The 14,735-nt window shown below is 61.8% G+C and carries 24 protein-coding genes and 1 tRNA gene; 21 read left to right on the top strand and 4 right to left on the bottom strand.

The window, feature by feature from the left end:
• Positions 1 to 171 precede the first annotated feature (171 nt).
• The 12 genes from HUW53_RS01270 (at position 172) to HUW53_RS01215 (ending at position 6,233) form a co-directional block, all read left to right on the top strand.
• A complete protein-coding gene (locus tag HUW53_RS01270; RefSeq protein ID WP_237343916.1) occupies positions 172 to 426 on the top strand; it encodes a hypothetical protein in 255 nt (84 codons plus the stop codon).
• Positions 423 to 683, top strand: coding sequence for a hypothetical protein (locus HUW53_RS01265; RefSeq protein WP_237343915.1), 261 nt, complete (start codon positions 423 to 425; stop codon positions 681 to 683). The genes HUW53_RS01270 and HUW53_RS01265 overlap by 4 nt, the downstream gene beginning before the upstream one ends.
• A 47-nt stretch (positions 684 to 730) precedes the next feature.
• Positions 731 to 997, top strand: coding sequence for a hypothetical protein (locus HUW53_RS01260; RefSeq protein WP_237343914.1), 267 nt, complete (start codon positions 731 to 733; stop codon positions 995 to 997).
• A gap of 264 nt (positions 998 to 1,261) precedes the next feature.
• A complete protein-coding gene (locus tag HUW53_RS01255) occupies positions 1,262 to 1,471 on the top strand; it encodes a hypothetical protein (RefSeq protein ID WP_237343913.1) in 210 nt (69 codons plus the stop codon).
• A complete protein-coding gene (locus tag HUW53_RS01250) occupies positions 1,468 to 1,674 on the top strand; it encodes a hypothetical protein (protein WP_237343912.1) in 207 nt (68 codons plus the stop codon). The genes HUW53_RS01255 and HUW53_RS01250 overlap by 4 nt, the downstream gene beginning before the upstream one ends.
• Positions 1,671 to 2,516, top strand: a complete 846-nt coding sequence (locus HUW53_RS01245) for an ERF family protein (RefSeq protein WP_237343911.1) — start codon at positions 1,671 to 1,673, stop codon at positions 2,514 to 2,516. The genes HUW53_RS01250 and HUW53_RS01245 overlap by 4 nt, the downstream gene beginning before the upstream one ends.
• Complete coding sequence (locus HUW53_RS01240; protein ID WP_237343910.1) at positions 2,513 to 3,523, top strand: hypothetical protein; 1,011 nt, start codon at positions 2,513 to 2,515, stop codon at positions 3,521 to 3,523. Before HUW53_RS01245 ends, HUW53_RS01240 begins: the two co-directional genes overlap by 4 nt.
• Before the next feature lie 8 nt (positions 3,524 to 3,531).
• Complete coding sequence (locus tag HUW53_RS01235) at positions 3,532 to 4,092, top strand: helix-turn-helix domain-containing protein (RefSeq protein ID WP_237343909.1); 561 nt, start codon at positions 3,532 to 3,534, stop codon at positions 4,090 to 4,092.
• Positions 4,089 to 4,709 carry a lambda exonuclease family protein gene (locus tag HUW53_RS01230; protein WP_237343908.1) on the top strand — a complete coding sequence of 207 codons (621 nt, stop codon included), beginning with the start codon at positions 4,089 to 4,091 and terminating at the stop codon, positions 4,707 to 4,709. Before HUW53_RS01235 ends, HUW53_RS01230 begins: the two co-directional genes overlap by 4 nt.
• Positions 4,706 to 5,242 (top strand): HNH endonuclease, encoded by a 537-nt coding sequence (locus HUW53_RS01225; RefSeq protein WP_237343907.1) that lies wholly within the window; start codon positions 4,706 to 4,708, stop codon positions 5,240 to 5,242. The genes HUW53_RS01230 and HUW53_RS01225 overlap by 4 nt, the downstream gene beginning before the upstream one ends.
• On the top strand, positions 5,239 to 5,751 hold the full coding sequence (locus HUW53_RS01220; RefSeq protein ID WP_237343906.1) for a hypothetical protein: 513 nt from the start codon (positions 5,239 to 5,241) through the stop codon (positions 5,749 to 5,751). Before HUW53_RS01225 ends, HUW53_RS01220 begins: the two co-directional genes overlap by 4 nt.
• Complete coding sequence (locus HUW53_RS01215) at positions 5,751 to 6,233, top strand: DUF968 domain-containing protein (protein ID WP_237343905.1); 483 nt, start codon at positions 5,751 to 5,753, stop codon at positions 6,231 to 6,233. The genes HUW53_RS01220 and HUW53_RS01215 overlap by 1 nt, the downstream gene beginning before the upstream one ends.
• Before the next feature lie 8 nt (positions 6,234 to 6,241).
• On the opposite strand, the gene HUW53_RS01210 is transcribed toward HUW53_RS01215, so the two are convergent.
• Entirely contained in the window at positions 6,242 to 6,451 is a 210-nt protein-coding gene (locus HUW53_RS01210; protein ID WP_237343904.1) for a hypothetical protein, read from the bottom strand.
• 219 nt (positions 6,452 to 6,670) lie between these two features.
• On the opposite strand from HUW53_RS01210, the gene HUW53_RS01205 reads away from it, so the two are divergent.
• The 8 genes from HUW53_RS01205 to HUW53_RS21925 all read left to right on the top strand — a co-directional run bounded on the left by HUW53_RS01205 (position 6,671) and on the right by HUW53_RS21925 (position 11,868).
• Complete coding sequence (locus HUW53_RS01205) at positions 6,671 to 6,922, top strand: hypothetical protein (RefSeq protein ID WP_237343903.1); 252 nt, start codon at positions 6,671 to 6,673, stop codon at positions 6,920 to 6,922.
• Between the two features lie 500 nt (positions 6,923 to 7,422).
• Entirely contained in the window at positions 7,423 to 7,698 is a 276-nt protein-coding gene (locus HUW53_RS01200; RefSeq protein WP_237343902.1) for a hypothetical protein, read from the top strand.
• Positions 7,691 to 7,948, top strand: a complete 258-nt coding sequence (locus HUW53_RS01195; RefSeq protein WP_237343901.1) for a hypothetical protein — start codon at positions 7,691 to 7,693, stop codon at positions 7,946 to 7,948. Before HUW53_RS01200 ends, HUW53_RS01195 begins: the two co-directional genes overlap by 8 nt.
• Positions 7,945 to 8,688, top strand: a complete 744-nt coding sequence (locus tag HUW53_RS01190; RefSeq protein ID WP_237343900.1) for a hypothetical protein — start codon at positions 7,945 to 7,947, stop codon at positions 8,686 to 8,688. The genes HUW53_RS01195 and HUW53_RS01190 overlap by 4 nt, the downstream gene beginning before the upstream one ends.
• A 61-nt stretch (positions 8,689 to 8,749) precedes the next feature.
• A complete protein-coding gene (locus HUW53_RS01185) occupies positions 8,750 to 8,926 on the top strand; it encodes a hypothetical protein (RefSeq protein WP_237343899.1) in 177 nt (58 codons plus the stop codon).
• Positions 8,927 to 9,224: 298 nt separating this feature from the next.
• Positions 9,225 to 9,569, top strand: coding sequence for a hypothetical protein (locus HUW53_RS01180; RefSeq protein WP_237343898.1), 345 nt, complete (start codon positions 9,225 to 9,227; stop codon positions 9,567 to 9,569).
• Between the two features lie 702 nt (positions 9,570 to 10,271).
• Positions 10,272 to 10,520, top strand: coding sequence for a hypothetical protein (locus HUW53_RS01175; protein ID WP_237343897.1), 249 nt, complete (start codon positions 10,272 to 10,274; stop codon positions 10,518 to 10,520).
• A gap of 205 nt (positions 10,521 to 10,725) precedes the next feature.
• Positions 10,726 to 11,868, top strand: coding sequence for a tyrosine-type recombinase/integrase (locus HUW53_RS21925; protein WP_336885707.1), 1,143 nt, complete (start codon positions 10,726 to 10,728; stop codon positions 11,866 to 11,868).
• A gap of 71 nt (positions 11,869 to 11,939) precedes the next feature.
• On the opposite strand, the gene HUW53_RS01165 is transcribed toward HUW53_RS21925, so the two are convergent.
• The 3 genes from HUW53_RS01165 to HUW53_RS01155 all read right to left on the bottom strand — a co-directional run bounded on the left by HUW53_RS01165 (position 11,940) and on the right by HUW53_RS01155 (position 13,769).
• A tRNA-Ile gene (locus HUW53_RS01165) sits at positions 11,940 to 12,015 on the bottom strand.
• Positions 12,016 to 12,220: 205 nt separating this feature from the next.
• Complete coding sequence (locus tag HUW53_RS01160) at positions 12,221 to 13,231, bottom strand: polysaccharide deacetylase family protein (RefSeq protein ID WP_237343895.1); 1,011 nt, start codon at positions 13,229 to 13,231, stop codon at positions 12,221 to 12,223.
• A gap of 115 nt (positions 13,232 to 13,346) precedes the next feature.
• A complete protein-coding gene (locus HUW53_RS01155) occupies positions 13,347 to 13,769 on the bottom strand; it encodes a VOC family protein (RefSeq protein WP_237343894.1) in 423 nt (140 codons plus the stop codon).
• A gap of 85 nt (positions 13,770 to 13,854) precedes the next feature.
• Here HUW53_RS01155 and HUW53_RS01150 point away from each other — a divergent pair, with 85 nt between their 5' ends.
• Positions 13,855 to 14,625, top strand: a complete 771-nt coding sequence (locus HUW53_RS01150) for an SIR2 family NAD-dependent protein deacylase (protein ID WP_237343893.1) — start codon at positions 13,855 to 13,857, stop codon at positions 14,623 to 14,625.
• Positions 14,626 to 14,735 lie beyond the last annotated feature (110 nt).

Here is a 14,735-nt window from a genome sequence, read left to right as displayed (position 1 = left end):
GCTCCGGCTCCGGCTACGGCGACGGCTACGGCTACGGCTACGGCGACGGCTACGGCTACGGCTACGGCGACGGCTACGGCTACGGCTACGGCTACGGCGACGGCGAAGACGCGGCCTGAGCAACGGGGCGGGCTCCGGCCCGCCTCTCCAACCTAGAGGGAGGAGTAAGACATGGACCGCACCGCCTACGACCAAATCCAAGACGTGCACCGCATCGCGGAATCCATAAAGTCTGTGCGTGGGCGGTACATCACAGACATGCAGAGGCTCGCTGAAGAAGCGCAGCATTGCGGAGTGAATTTCGACGACTACTTCGCTCTGCTCCGGGACATCCGAGGATATGCCGAGGATATCACGGCAGATGTGCTCGCCCCCGTTGAGAGCCGGCTTTCAGATCTGTCTGAAAACTGTGGGAGGGCCGCATGAACTGTCCCGATTTACAGGTTGCGCCGATGGACCTCGCTTCCGGCATGGCCCGCCAGGAGGGTTTTATCCTCGGTCTCATGCTTATCTCGCGCCACCGTAATGGCCGGTTGGAGCGCCCATTTGAGCTTCGGCTTTCAGGCGCCGGCGCGGATATCGCCCGCCCTCTCACCGTCGAGGACGTGCAGGCGATCCGTGATTGGTGCGACCTCGCGCTGGCGGCCCATGGCAGTGCGCTCTATTCGGAGGCGGCAGAATGACTATGAGCAAGCATACTCCAGGGCCATGGGCTACACGACCCGGATTTATGGATGGTGAGATTGATATCTACCCGCTGTTCGACGGTCCTCCGCAGATCGGGATATGGGCCGAAATCGCGACCGTGAAGGATGCGCACGGCGAAGGACTAGACGACGGGCCATACGAGTGCGCGTGTACCGAGGCAAATGCCAACCTGATCGCCTCCGCACCGGAAATGTTGGCAGCTCTGAAGTTGGCGCATGAAGCTCTTGGCGCGAATGCTGCCCGTGATTTCGTAGACGCGGCTATCGCCAAGGCGGAGGGCCGGGCGTGATCCTGACCCCCTCCCTTTCATGGACATGGGCCCGCACATTTGTCCGCTCCCCGCTCCTCGACTGGATGGGGTGGTGAGCATGGGCGCGGTCATCTCCATCCTCAAATTCCAACGCGCCGGGGCGATGCCTCCCCGCCCCGCGCCAGATCCGCCGCCTGCGTGTCCCCCTGTTCGGGCGGCGGCTCACCTATTCGCACTGTCCATCTATCTCGCACTCGCGCCGGCCCGTGTGTGGGCTGCTGCGCTCAGCCCTTGGAGGACGTGATGACATTCCTCTCTGACATCATCGCCAGGATGGCGATTGCTCTATGCCTGGGTGGAGTCGACCTGGATGCGGAATCCGATGTCATGGACTTCCTGCGGTCCTGCGGGTTTTCACCTGACGAGGTCGCTGCTGGATGGGAAGAGGCCTGTGCCGACGCCCTCGAAATCGGGCAGATCACAGATGCTGTCTCTGGTTTGGAGGCTGCATGATGCCAGACATCGCCCGCGCCATCATGTTCATTTGCGGCACGCTCTTCTTCATTGGCCTACTGGTCTTCCTCGCCCGTGAGGCAGTGGAACGCATCCGACACCGGCGCCGCATCTCGGAGGACTTCTACGCCCGGCGGGAGAGCTTCGGAGACCAGCCCCGCGTTTCGGGGCGGATTACGGACATCTATGGAGACGATCGATGAACGCCGCCTATGCCAATGAGATCGACGACCTCGACCTAGTTGCGCCCGCCCGCCAAGTACCCGCGCCGGCAGCCCGGGCACCACGTCAGACGGCGGTCCGGCGCGCCCCGGCCCGAGCCTCTGCCAAGTCCGATGCTGGCTCGATCCTCGGCGCCATCATGCAGGCCGCCAGCAACCCGGAAATCGACGCCGACAAGGTCGAGAGGCTCATGAAAATGTACCGAGAGATTGTGGCGGACGAAGCGAAGCGCGCCTACCTCGCGGCATTCCCGGAGATGCAGGCCGAGCTTCCTATCATAAACGAACTTGGACAGATCGAAATCCGAGAGAAGGGCGGCACGAGGGTCATCCAATCCACCAGCTATGCCAAGTGGGAGGACATCAACGAGGCGATCCAGCCAGTTCTTGGCAAGCACGGCTTCGGCCTCTCCTTCCGCCTCAGTGTTGCGGCTGATGGCAAACAGAACGTGACCGCCGTCGTCAGCCACAATGAGGGGCACCAGGAAGACACTACCATCACGCTGATGCACGACAGCACCGGCAGCAAGAACTCTGTGCAGGCTGTCGGCAGCACAATCAAGTATGGCCAGCGCTACGCTGCCCGCGCACTGCTGAATTTTCAGAGCCGGGCACAGGAAGACCGCGATGACGATGGGCAGGCCTCGGGCGGAGCCGAGACCATCTCCGGGGAACAGGAGATGGCGCTGCGCGACCTCGCGGAGGCCGTCGGCGCCGATGAGAAGCGCTTCTGCCGCTTTATGAAGATTGAGCGCCTCGCCGACCTCCCCGCCTCCCGGTTCTCCGAGGCCAAAACCAACCTCGAACGCAAGAGGGAAAAATGATGGATCTGGAACTCATCACCATTGAACCCCAGACGGCACTTGCCGTCTTCACCAAGGACGGTGCGCTTGATCCCTATCTCGCCCGTGTGCGGGAAGAGATCGACGCCTTCGCGCCCGATATGTCTTCTGCCAAGGGGCGCTCCGAAATCAAGTCGTTTGCCTTCAAAATTACGAAGGTGAAGACGCATATCGAGAGCGTGGGAAAGGACCTCGCTGCCGAGCAGAAGGAGATTCCAAAGAAGATCGATGCGGCCCGCAAACACGCTCGCGAAACATTGGATGCGTGGGCCGATGAAGTGCGGCGGCCCCTCACAGATTATGAGAACGCGGAGAAGGCCCGCGTCGCCAGGCATGAGGAAGCTGTCCGCCGGCTGGAAGAGCTTGGCGCAAAAAGCCAGCGCGATCTCCCATCTGGGTACATGCACGATGCCTTGGAAGAAGTCCGGGCCGTGACGGTCGGACCGGAGTGCGAGGAATACGAGGCGGCCTATGCCAAGGCCAAGGAAGCCGCCATTGCGGCGCTCACTGCCGGCATCGAGGCGCGGGCGCGGTACGAGGCAGAGCAAGCCGAACTCGCGGAGCTGCGGCACCAGAAGGAAGAGCGCGACAAGAAGGACCGCGAGGAACAGATCGCCCGCGAGGCGTCCGAGCGCGCCCGGCGCGAAGTTGAAGAAAAAGCCGCCGCCGATGTCCGCCGCGCTGAAGAAGCCGCGCAACGCGAACGGGATGCTGCTGACCGGCGCGAACAGGACCTGAAGCGCGCCGCAGAAGATGCCGAACGACGGGCCGCCGAAGCCGAAGCCGCCGCCCGCCGCCGGCAGGAAGAGCAAAAGGCAGCGGAAGAGGCTGAGGTGCGCCGGCGTGAAGCCGACAAGGAACATAAGGCGGCGATCCACCGCGCGGCCCTTCAGGGGCTCATGGGTGGCGGCCTCTCTGAGGAAACGGCGAAGTCGGTCCTGAAGCTCATCTACCTCGGCAAGGTGCCGAACGTCAGAATTACCTATTGAGGCGTGCCATGACTAGGTGGACCATTACTCATGGCATGACGAAGTCGCCGGAATATCGGGCGTGGGCAAGCATGATACAGCGCTGTGAGAACCCTAACAGCGTCAGTTACCATCGATATGGTGAACGCGGAATTAGGATTTGCGATCGGTGGCATGATTTTTCTGCGTTCTTTGAGGATATGGGGGCGCGCCCATCCAGTGAACATTCGATTGATCGCATCGATAACGATGGGCACTACGAGCCTTCTAACTGCAGATGGGCAACCCGTTCTGAGCAACAGCGAAACAAAGGAGGCTATCGCCAAGACCACAATCTTCCACGTGGGCAGAACCACTGGACGAAGCGCGACCCTGAGCGCGCCGCAGCCGTAGCGCGCTGCAACATCGTCAAGAGCCACAAACGCGGCGCCGAGAATAATAAGGCGAAGCTCACAGAACAGGACGTGCATGCAATCAAACGCCGTATTGAAGACGGCGAGACAGATACGGCCATAGCGGCCTCATTTGGAGTTCGCCCAGGTGCCATTTGGTTCATCCGAAGCGACAAACACTGGAGCCATGTAGAATGAGCCTAGAGATAATCGACGTTCCGCAGAACTCGCCTGAGTGGATGCAGGCCAGAGCTGGGATTCCGACTGCGAGTATGTTCAAGGCGATCCTTGCTAAGGGCGAAGGTAAGACACGCCGCACCTACATGCTCAAGCTCGCGGCGGAAATCATCACTGGCGAGCCCGGAGATGGCCTTTCTACCGAGGACATGGAGCGCGGTCACATCATGGAGCCAGAGGCCCGGAATTTCTACGCCTTTCAGAAGGATGTGGAGCCGGAACTGGTCGGATTCATCCGCAATGGACAGAAGGGGTGCAGCCCAGACAGCTTGATCGGAGCAGACGGGGCCCTAGAGATCAAGACGAAGAAGCCTCCGCTTATGATCGAGTGCCTGCTCAAGGACGAATTTCCAGCTGAGCACAAAGCCCAATGCCAGGGCGTGCTGTGGGTGGCTGAGCGCGAGTGGATCGATATCTGCGTGTATTGGCCGAAGCTCCAGCCCTTCATCAAGCGGGCCTATCGTGACGAACTCTACATCGCTTCCATGTCCAAGGCCGTGGACGATTTTAATTCGGAGCTGTCCGAACTGGTTGAGCGTGTGCGCCGCTATGGCTCCGGGGGGAGGGCCGCCGCATGAGCGACCATGCGCCACCGATCACCCAGCAGTTCGTGCGGTCCATTTTGGACTACGAACCTGAGACTGGCATCTTTACATGGCGGGAACGAAGCGATGTTCGACCGCAATGGAACGGTCGCTATGCCGGAAAGCGAGCGGGATATGAATGGACCGCTAATGGCGGCGGTCGATACCGATCCATTCGCATTCTCGACTGGCCATTCCCGGAACACCGGGTCGCTTGGCTATGGATGACAGGGGCAATGCCAGTCGATTCTATAGACCATACCGACCTGAACGGGCTGAACAATCGCTGGGGTAATCTTCGAGAGGCAACAAAAGTCCAGAATGGTCACAATACTTCTGTCCAAAGGCGCAATACAAGCGGCTACAAGGGCGTTAGCTTTCATAAGGAAACCGGACGTTTCCGCGCCTATATTCAACATAATGGTCGCCAAAAATGGCTTGGATATCATAATACAGCCGAGGCTGCACATGCTGCCTATGTAGACGCAGTCAAGGAGCTTCGCGGCGAATTCGGGAGGGTGCGATGATACATCCCATTGTGTTCACCTGGACCGGAGAGGCAATGTCTCCAGCAAGCAAGAGGTTCGCGAAGGACTGTGACCGCGAGTTTGTGATTGGTGAATATTACCAACTGGTCACTCATGAACATCGCTCGGATGCTTCACACCGGCACCAATTTGCATGGCTTCACGAGGCGTGGATGAACCTCCCAGAGGATATCGCGTACCTCTATCCCACCGAAGATCACCTTCGGAAGCGCGCCCTTATTGAGGCCGGCTATTACACCGAAACGGCGGTAGACGCCGGAACGCGGGCCGCTGCGCTCCGTGTCGCTGCTGCGGTTCCGGCACTCGACGAGTTCGCATTCGCCAAGGTGGAAGGCCCGATCGTTCTGATCCGCCGGGCCAAGAGCCAGTCCGTGCGCGCCATGGGGGCGAAGCAGTTCTACGAGAGCAAGGCAGCTATCTTGGCAATCATCGCCGACATGCTGAGCGTGTCTCCGGAAGAGCTGCGCAAGCGTGGGGAGGCATCGTGATGGCCGGCCGCGTCGAGCCCGATGGCGGCTGGGAACTCCCCATCCCCAAGGGCGGGCATCCCCCGCGCCGCGAGCGCAAAGCCAGCGCCAAACCGGCCCGTGATCGCGGCCGGCAGCATGACGAAGCCCACCTCGCGCTTATTCGCCAATGCCCGTGCATCTCAACCGGACGCATGGACCGAGTGGAGGCCGCGCACCTGCGCTTTTCGGAAGAAGCCTTCGGGAAGATCGGGCCTGGTCACTCTGCCAAGCCATCCGACGAATGGGTGCTCCCTCTAACCCACGAGGAGCACATGCGGCAGCACAGCATGGGCGAGGAAGACTTTTGGTCCGGTCTTGGGATCGAGCCTCTCAAGATCGCGCAACAGCTCTACGGTATTTCCAGCGCTATGCGGATGTCAAAAGAGTCGGACGAAGAAATTATCAGGCATATGACGAACATCATCACCAGGGCGCGGGCCGACGCCCGGCTTGGGAAATGAGGGTTCTGTCAGCTCTTGGGGACCTTCTCCCGGCGCTGAAGTTCAGCCTCTACGGCCTCACGAATGAACGCGGCCATGCGGTTCGCACCGACCAGCGCTTCAATTCGTGCGCGTTGATCGTCCGTCAGGCGGACCTTCGTCTCTTTCACATGCAGCGGTGGGCGGCCCATGCGCTTGGCTGTAACCGTCCCCGAAAATTTTGTCAAAATCCGCTCCATATCCGTCCCCGCTTATTGACACGATAACCGTCCCCGCTTATAACGTCAACAACAGACGAAATGGAGGCGACTATGACTGAGGCCCACACATCTGGACGGTACCCCTACACATACTGCGCCGATTTCATCCGTGAGCACGGACCGCAGGATGGGGCGTCCCCGATACTCTCCAGGGCCGATGCGGCGCGCCTCAAATGCAAGCTGTCTGAGGCTCTTGGGATGTCTGAGAAGGATCTCGCGGAGAAACTCGCGGATGCGTTCATCGCGGAACATGCCGGAGGCATGACCATGGCTTACACCCCAACCACTATTGACCCATACGCTGAGGGTATCGAGGCGGGACGGGCCGGGCTTGATGAAACAGAGAACCCATACGACTGCGTAGAAGAAAAGATATCGTTTTGGGCGTGGCAGGATGGGTGGAACAGCATCGTGGATGCCGAAGACCAGATTGGAACACAACATGACTGATACCACTGACACACAGAGCGCTGTTTCTGGCTGGCAGCCCATCGCAACCGCGCCGAAGGACGGCACTACTGTGCTGCTGTGGGCTGTCTCCCGTGTCGTCCCCGGACGTTGGAGCGAGGAGACCTATGCGAAGCGGCCCCGCCCCCTTTGGGTGACCCTATCGGGAGCCCACGGACTGCTTGGGATATCGTGGGACCGGGACAATCAGCCCACCCATTGGATGCCTCTCCCCTCCCCTCCTGCTGAGGACACGAAATGAGCGGATATGGATGGACAGGCATAAGGGCGCGCCACAAGGACGGTCGCGAAGGCATCATCCGTGAAAATCCGGGATGGTGCTGGGTTGATCTCCATATCGAGCATGATGGGAAGACGATCGGGACAGTCAGCATCATAGCAAATGGCACCGCCGACAAAGGTGATCGAGGCTGGGAATGGCTATGTGAAAACTTCAACGGAGGTCCGCAGTGGCTCCCACTCGGGGATTTTGGGAACGCGAAATGAGCAGCGAGATGCAAGAGCGGATCGCGCGGTCGATCTACGAGAGCCGCAATGGGGTGGGATGCCGAGCGTGGCCATCCTTACCGAAGGCGCATAAGGCACACTACATCGTGGATGCCCTCGCCGCCATGAAGGCAATGCGCGAGGCGACGTTTGGAATGCGTGACGCCGCTACGCGTCGGCATCAGGGGCCAGATGAGTGCCTTTATGGTTCTGTTTTCACAGCCATGATCGACCACGAAATCCGGGCCGCAGAGGAGGACAGCGATGCTTAATCTCGCATCCATGTCCATTTCCGCCCGACTCCACCGTCTTGGATATGAGCACCGGAAGGCCGGCAACGATTCCGAGCTACATTACGTGGTGCATACTCAAACGGGCCGGGCCATCGGGCTCCTCAGCGCATTCGGCGCAGCGGTGTTCTGCCGGCAGGTCGAGGCGGGAGTGGACGAGCGAGAGGTAATTTCTGGCATCGCGGAAAAGGTGCGTAGCGCCATGGCGGGTACCACTCAGGAGGCGGCATGACTACCGATATCGACAACCAGCAGGAACGGGAGCGCTTCGAAGCGTGCTTCCGAAATCACCATTTCGATGGATACGCGCATGGGATCGCCTGGGACGCGTGGCAAGCCCGCGCTGCGCTCGACACGGGTACAGCGCTGGTCGGTTGGGGGCTCATGCCGGCAGAGTGGGTCTCCAGCGTCATTGCGGCACCCCACATCTCCATCGGAGCGATGCACGATACGGCGTGCGCATGCCACGAGCGGGGCGTTTCTTCCGGCTTCGGTAAGGTGGGGCCGGTGGCGTGCATTGCCTGCGAGGGCAGTCCTCAAGCCCCGAATGATCCATGTGCCGTGTGCGGGAAGTCGTCTCGCACCCCATTTCTTTACGTGGATGCCCTGGCGCAGGAAATCCGCCGTGTGGATGGCAACCACAACCTTGGAGCTGGTGCACTCGCGGAAGCCCTGATGCCGTTCCTATCGGCTCATGCTGCCCATCCCGACGCCCGGGAGGCTGCGGAGGAAATGCGGGAGGCGTGCGCGATCGCAGTGCGGGATTGGATCAACCGGCCTAACGACTGCGAGGAGTTGGTCGGGGTTGACCCGGGGACCGGAGCCCGCAGGTGCGCGCTTGAGGCCCGTGGTCGCGACTGCATTTTCAGCGCACAGGTCGAAGCGGCTGAAGAGATATTGCGGCGTATCCGCGCCCTCCAGCTCCCTGGCGACAAGAAGGGTGAGCACGGTGAAGTCTCTTCCACGCCCTGATCTTCCAGCGCACCACCCCCAAAACGTCCCGCTGGAAGACTGGACAGATGGCTGGCTGAAAATGAGCATTGCCGGCCATCTGGACCCAACATATCTCTTTGCGCACGAACATGAAAAGCGCGATCGAGCGTGGCCAGTGACCCGCGCTGAGATGATCCGCTTTCTTTTCGCGCATGGTGACGTCCCGGCTGCCGGCTGCGCCGCCATAACCGAGCAGGAGCACAAAGATGGAGACTGACATGCGGCGCATGATCACGATCGTTCCAAGCCCAGGGTCCGATGCCGCGATCGCTCTCGGCTGCACTTGTCCGGTGCTCGATAACGGGCACGGTCGCGGCTACATGGGTCGGAGCGAACAATTCTGGGTTAGTGCTGACTGCCCTATCCATGGGGATGGTACTGGCCACCAGCAATATCATAAGGAGGCGGCCGATGAGCGATAGGTACAGCACCGATGTCGTTCGCGTTATCTTCGACGATCAGGCTGGATCAAAATTCGAAGCGCGCCCTGATCGGGATTGAATAGGAGGAGACCGATGAGTAATCCGAGCAAAGTGCAGCGGGAACGTCTTCTCTATCCAACCCTTATCGCCCAGATAGATACCTTGCCAGATGAGGCTGTGCTCGCCGTGCATGATAGGACGCACAAGCTCATGGAGCGGCGCCACGGGGCAAAGACACGGGACGCATTCCACAAGATTGTAGATGGTCTGATCGAGGCCCGCGCACATGCAAGCGGCTTTGCTGAAGGGCGAAGAGTAGCGCTGGAAGAGGCGGCGGATGTCGCATTTGATGGTGTATTCTTGGATCTTGGTGCGGTGAAAGCGCGGAAGATCAAAGCAGCTATTCGCGCCCTCGACCCCACACAGGGAGGTGAGTGATGTGTCCCCAGGAACGTATTTGGGCGTGGCCAGTCGGGCCAGACGACGAGGCGTTTGGCCAATGGGGCGCAGAGTTCACAGCATATTCCGGGGTTGAATATATTCGGGCCGATCTCGTCGCCACCGCTCGCGCAGAGGCACGGAGAGAGGCGCTGGAAGAGGCGGCGAAAGTCGCCGCTGGGTGGGAGACCACCGCCGCTGACGACGCCTACATGACGTGCGGCAACGGACATTTCTGGGACCCCGGCACGAATTACGATCAAGCCCGCGCAGATGCCGGAGCAGCCATCCGCGCCCTCATGGAGAAGGGGCAGAGCGATGGCAAAGCGTAGGAGGATCGGAGAAATGCAGGAAATGTCAGACGATAGCCTGCGCTCAATCGCCCGCATCATCGGGTCAAACTCAGCAGCAGAAAGGGCTCTAGCCGAGCGTGACCGCCGCAGAACCGCAGGGGAGGACGCTGTTGTGTTCTGGGATTCGGAGCGCGGCGTGCTGTGGGTCGGCCCTCGGGTGGAGAAGGGGGCGAATGATGCCGAGCGCCCCTGACGTACCCTGGCGCGACCACCTTACGCAGGATGAGCGCGTCACCATCAAGGCCGCTGAGCTGGCAAAAGCATCATGGGCGCAGCTCAAGCAAGCGCGGGCTCTCATCATCAGTCGTGCCACGGCACGGGCGAAAATCGCGAGGGAGGGAAAGAGAGCATGATCGACGATACCGCATTTTCGGACCGTCTTGCCGTCGTAATTGCCGAGCAGGCGTCTCATGCGCGGCGCGACCCCGCGCTCTATGCCGAGATGATCGAGCGCCTATCACATGCCCTCGGGCTCACCATCGCCATGGCGGCGCGAGGTGACGGCCGGCGCATTGATGTGCTGATCGAGGGCGCGACATCACATGCTCATGCCGAGGCGGTCGCGTGGGCGCCGCTGGCGCAAGTCATGCGGGGGTGACGATGCCGCGCTCCGTCCCATCCCGCGACCAAGTGACGGACACACAGCCCTTACGTCTGGACGTCGCCGCTGCGCTCGCGTTTCCTGACGGCAGCATGGGAGCATCGGGGCTGCGCGGAGAGGCAGCCAAGGGCCGGCTTGCCGTCGAGCGGATTGCCGGCCGATATTACACCACCCTACGCGCAATTGAGGAAATGAGGGAGCTATGCCGCGTCCCGCAAAAGGTGCCCGCCTGTGGCTCCGGCCAGCCCGTAAAAATGACACCGGGAAAACAACACACGCCGCGACATGGGTCATCCTCGACAGTGGACGACAGCACCCCACTGGCTGCGGCGCTGATGATCGCGCGGAGGCTGAAAGAGCCCTCGCAGCCCACATCTCCGAAAAATACGAGCCCCCACGACGCGACCGTGATCTCCATCGCATCCCCATCGCGGACGTGATCCTGATCTACATGAGGGATGTAGGCCCGTCCCAGGTGCGGCAGAAATCCTTAGGGGAGCGATGCGAGAGGCTGCTTAGCTGGTGGGCGGGGAAATCTCTTGCCGATGTGTCGGCGTCGACATGTGCGGCCTATACCTCTTCGAGAGGCGGCAAGGGCGGCGCCCGGCGCGACCTTGAAGATCTCCGAGCAGCTATACGCCACCATGGGAAAGAGGGGCTACACAGCGGTGATGTCCGCGTGACACTGCCGGCAAAAGGCGGCCCACGCGAGCGCTGGCTCACCCGCGATGAGGCGGCCCGGCTGCTGTGGGCATGCTGGCGCACGAGGGAGATGCAGCGGCGCGGTCGGAATGGCTCTCCAGGGGAGGCGCTCCCAACGAAGAGGTGGACCATGCGCCATGTGGCTCGGTTTGTCTTGATTGGGCTCTATACCGGGACCCGCGCGAGCGCTATCGCCGCCGCGAGCTGGAATGTAGCCGCCGGGCGGGCTTATGTCGATCTAGACCGGGGGGTTTTCTATCGCCTTGCAGTTGGCGCGCGCGCCACAAAGAAGCGCCAGCCCCCAGTCCCCCTTCCGCCACGCCTTCTAGCTCACATGAGGCGCTGGCGCGACATCGGAGGACCAGATGGGTATTTTGTCGAGCATCACGGTGAGCCCGTGGCATCTGTCAAAACGGCCTTCAACCGGGCGGTCGCGCTCGCTCAACTCCCCGGGCGAGTGACCCCTCACACGCTCAGGCACACCGCCGCAACGTGGCTCATGCAGGCAGGCGTACCTATGTGGGAGGCGGCTGGGTTCCTCGGCATGAGCGTCGAGGTTCTGGAGCGGACATATGGCCACCACCACCCTGACCACCTCAGAGGCGCTGTGGATGCGATCGCCGCGCGTCCCGGCCGGAGATAGGTTTCATTGGCTGTTTCATTGGCGCTCGGCTCTGTCGTGTCATCTGCATCCACATAAACATATGAAATCATTGGTAGGCCTGGAGGGACTCGAACCCCCAACCAGACCGTTATGAGCGGTCGGCTCTAACCATTGAGCTACAGGCCCCTGACACGATCACCCGCCGGGCGCGGGGGCGCGTCGATTCTTCGGGTATGTGTCTAGCAACCTTGCTTCGTGGGAACAACCTTGCCGCCCCTTGCGGGATGACACCGCCGGCCGCAGCACTCACGCGGCGCGCGAACGGAAAAGGGGCGTACCGCCTTGGCCCGCCCCTTATTCCCAAAGGTCAATGCAAAACCACGGGCTCAGTTCAGTAGAGATCGCCGTTACGGGACGTGCGCGGGGCGCTCGGTGCCGGCCGCGTTCCGGCTGCGGTAGAGACCGCCTGCGGCTTCGGCTTCTTCTGGTCCTTCTGGGCCTGCTTCTTGGGATCCTTGGGCGCGGGCTTGGCGGTGAGCGCGGCCATCTTCGGAGCCAGCGGCTTGTCCATGGCGATCAGCTCGGACATGGTGCCAAACTTGTAGCCCTTGGCGATCAGCTCGTCGAGCGCCTGGCCGTAGGCCTCCACGGTGGAGGCGTAGATGTCGTGCGAGAGCACGATGGCGCCTGGCCTCACCTGCTTCATGATCTCGTCATGAACCAGCTTGGCGTCCCGGTGCTTCCAGTCGAGCGGATCCACCGACCAGTTCACGATGGAGACACCGAAGGTGTCCTCCAGATGGTCGCGCAGGGCCGGCTTCATGGACCCGTAGGGGGGACGCAGATAGCGCGGCTTCTTGCCCGTCACCTCCTCGATGAGGGCAGATGTGTCGCCCACCTGCTTGTCGGCGGCGGCGAGCGGAATGCGGGTCAGCTGCGGATGGCTCCAGGAATGGTTGCCGATCTCGTGCCCCTCGTCAGCGATCATTTTCAGCACTTCGGGGTGCTTGGCGGCCATGTTGCCCAGCACGAAGAAGGTGGCCTTGATGCCACGTGCCTTCAGCAGGGCCAGCAGCTGCGGCGTGGTCTCCGGGTTCGGCCCGTCGTCGAAGGTGAGGGCGATATAGGGCTGATCCACGTTGAACGAGCGGTAGGTCATGCCCTTGCGCGGACCGGAGGCGGTTGGCGAGGCGGGGGTCGCGGCCGCGGTCGTGATGGAGCCGGTCGCCACGGGCGCGGGGAGCGGCGCGACCGCGCCGGTGGCCACCGGCGCGGCGGCCTGAGCCACCTGCGCCGCATTGGCGGTCTCGTGCGGAGACAGAAGCGCCGGAGCAAAGGCGTACCCGGCGCCGCCGATGGCGCCGAGCGCCAGAAGTCCAGAAGCGAACAGGAGCGGTTTCACGGCGTGGGCATCCCAGGCTGGTGCATCTTTATGATGACACACCTTCGCTCTGCTTCATGGATAAATCGTGAAGTTGCGCCACTTCCCGGCGCGCGCGCGTAAAACCGTTATTATCTTACCACTTTCCCGTATTTTGCATGGACAGCCACGGCTCCGCCGGCGCCTTTGCCGGGCCCTTCTGCAGCAATTCGATGGAAATGTTGTCGGGCGAACGGATGAAGGCCATGTTGCCGTCGCGGGGCGGCCGGTTGATGGTGACGCCGGCGGCAAGAAGCTTGGCGCAGGTGGCGTAGATGTCCTCCACCTCGAACGCCAGATGGCCGAAATTGCGGCCCTCGCCATACTCTTCCTTGTCCCAATTATAGGTCAGCTCCACCTCGGCCACATCGGCCTGTCCGGGGGCGGCCAAATAGATAAGGGTGAAGCGGCCCTGCGGATACTCCTTGCGGCGCACCTCCTCAAGCCCCAGCTTATTGCAGTAGAAGTCCAGCGACTGGTCGACATCGGCCACGCGGACCATGGTGTGCAGGAAGCGCATCGCTTAGCTCTCGCTCTTGGCAAATGATCCCGGCGCGCCGGGACCGCCACAGGAAAGGGTGCCGGGACCCCGGCACTGTTCTAATATGACTTTCGACGCTGATCTCAAGGGTGCCCAGGCCCAGCTGAGCGATTGGCTGGACGCCGCCCATTGCGCCGTCGCCTTCACCGGCGCCGGCATTTCGACCGAATGCGGCATCCCCGATTTCCGTTCTCCCGGCGGCCTGTGGACCCAGAACAAGCCCATCCCGTTCGACGTGTTCCTTGCCATGAAGAGTGCGCGGAACGAGGCGTGGAAGCGCAAGTTCGTCCTTGAGAGCGCCTTCGCCGGCGCCCGGCCCGGCCGCGGCCATGTGGCTTTGGCGCGCCTTTTGGAGCAGGGCAAGCTCGGCGGCGTCATCACCCAGAACATCGATGGCCTGCACCAGGCCTCCGGCGTCGGCGAGGCCGACCTGATCGAACTGCACGGCAACGGCACTTATGCCACCTGCCTCGATTGCGGCACACGCTACGAACTCGGCTGGGTGAAGGCGCGCTTCGATACCTCCGGCGGCATCGCTCCCGATTGCCCCCATTGCGGCGGCCCCATCAAGGCGGCCACCATCTCCTTCGGGCAGGCCATGCCCGAAACGGAGATGCGACGCGCCGACGCGCTGACTCGTCAAAGCGACCTCTTCATCGTCCTGGGGTCGTCGCTGGTGGTCTTCCCCGCGGCCCAATTTCCCTTGCAGGCCAAGGACAACGGCGCCCGCCTCGTGATCGTGAACCGCGAGCCCACCGACTTCGACCACCTCGCCGACCTGGTGGTACATGCCGACATCGGCGACGTGCTCGCCCCGTTCGCGCGGAATGCGTGAAGAAGGGTGGGCGAACCGTAAGGGAATTGCTATTCTACCCCCAGCTATCCACGTGCGCACGCGCTGGAGTCGGGAAACTCATGGGGTCTGACGCACTGGGACTAGGGCCA

The organism is Xanthobacter agilis, from assembly GCF_021730435.1.
Classification (GTDB): domain Bacteria; phylum Pseudomonadota; class Alphaproteobacteria; order Rhizobiales; family Xanthobacteraceae; genus Xanthobacter; species Xanthobacter agilis.
This window is presented reverse-complemented; position numbering and strand designations above follow the sequence as displayed.

Coding starts and splice junctions, on each gene's coding strand:
- HUW53_RS01270 (WP_237343916.1), top strand. CDS start 172: ATGGACCGCACCGCCTACGACCAAATCCAAGACGTGCACCGCATCGCG.
- HUW53_RS01265 (WP_237343915.1), top strand. CDS start 423: ATGAACTGTCCCGATTTACAGGTTGCGCCGATGGACCTCGCTTCCGGC.
- HUW53_RS01260 (WP_237343914.1), top strand. CDS start 731: ATGGATGGTGAGATTGATATCTACCCGCTGTTCGACGGTCCTCCGCAG.
- HUW53_RS01255 (WP_237343913.1), top strand. CDS start 1,262: ATGACATTCCTCTCTGACATCATCGCCAGGATGGCGATTGCTCTATGC.
- HUW53_RS01250 (WP_237343912.1), top strand. CDS start 1,468: ATGATGCCAGACATCGCCCGCGCCATCATGTTCATTTGCGGCACGCTC.
- HUW53_RS01245 (WP_237343911.1), top strand. CDS start 1,671: ATGAACGCCGCCTATGCCAATGAGATCGACGACCTCGACCTAGTTGCG.
- HUW53_RS01240 (WP_237343910.1), top strand. CDS start 2,513: ATGATGGATCTGGAACTCATCACCATTGAACCCCAGACGGCACTTGCC.
- HUW53_RS01235 (WP_237343909.1), top strand. CDS start 3,532: ATGACTAGGTGGACCATTACTCATGGCATGACGAAGTCGCCGGAATAT.
- HUW53_RS01230 (WP_237343908.1), top strand. CDS start 4,089: ATGAGCCTAGAGATAATCGACGTTCCGCAGAACTCGCCTGAGTGGATG.
- HUW53_RS01225 (WP_237343907.1), top strand. CDS start 4,706: ATGAGCGACCATGCGCCACCGATCACCCAGCAGTTCGTGCGGTCCATT.
- HUW53_RS01220 (WP_237343906.1), top strand. CDS start 5,239: ATGATACATCCCATTGTGTTCACCTGGACCGGAGAGGCAATGTCTCCA.
- HUW53_RS01215 (WP_237343905.1), top strand. CDS start 5,751: ATGGCCGGCCGCGTCGAGCCCGATGGCGGCTGGGAACTCCCCATCCCC.
- HUW53_RS01210 (WP_237343904.1), bottom strand. CDS start 6,451: ATGGAGCGGATTTTGACAAAATTTTCGGGGACGGTTACAGCCAAGCGC.
- HUW53_RS01205 (WP_237343903.1), top strand. CDS start 6,671: ATGTCTGAGAAGGATCTCGCGGAGAAACTCGCGGATGCGTTCATCGCG.
- HUW53_RS01200 (WP_237343902.1), top strand. CDS start 7,423: ATGAGCAGCGAGATGCAAGAGCGGATCGCGCGGTCGATCTACGAGAGC.
- HUW53_RS01195 (WP_237343901.1), top strand. CDS start 7,691: ATGCTTAATCTCGCATCCATGTCCATTTCCGCCCGACTCCACCGTCTT.
- HUW53_RS01190 (WP_237343900.1), top strand. CDS start 7,945: ATGACTACCGATATCGACAACCAGCAGGAACGGGAGCGCTTCGAAGCG.
- HUW53_RS01185 (WP_237343899.1), top strand. CDS start 8,750: ATGAGCATTGCCGGCCATCTGGACCCAACATATCTCTTTGCGCACGAA.
- HUW53_RS01180 (WP_237343898.1), top strand. CDS start 9,225: ATGAGTAATCCGAGCAAAGTGCAGCGGGAACGTCTTCTCTATCCAACC.
- HUW53_RS01175 (WP_237343897.1), top strand. CDS start 10,272: ATGATCGACGATACCGCATTTTCGGACCGTCTTGCCGTCGTAATTGCC.
- HUW53_RS21925 (WP_336885707.1), top strand. CDS start 10,726: ATGCCGCGTCCCGCAAAAGGTGCCCGCCTGTGGCTCCGGCCAGCCCGT.
- HUW53_RS01155 (WP_237343894.1), bottom strand. CDS start 13,769: ATGCGCTTCCTGCACACCATGGTCCGCGTGGCCGATGTCGACCAGTCG.
- HUW53_RS01150 (WP_237343893.1), top strand. CDS start 13,855: ATGACTTTCGACGCTGATCTCAAGGGTGCCCAGGCCCAGCTGAGCGAT.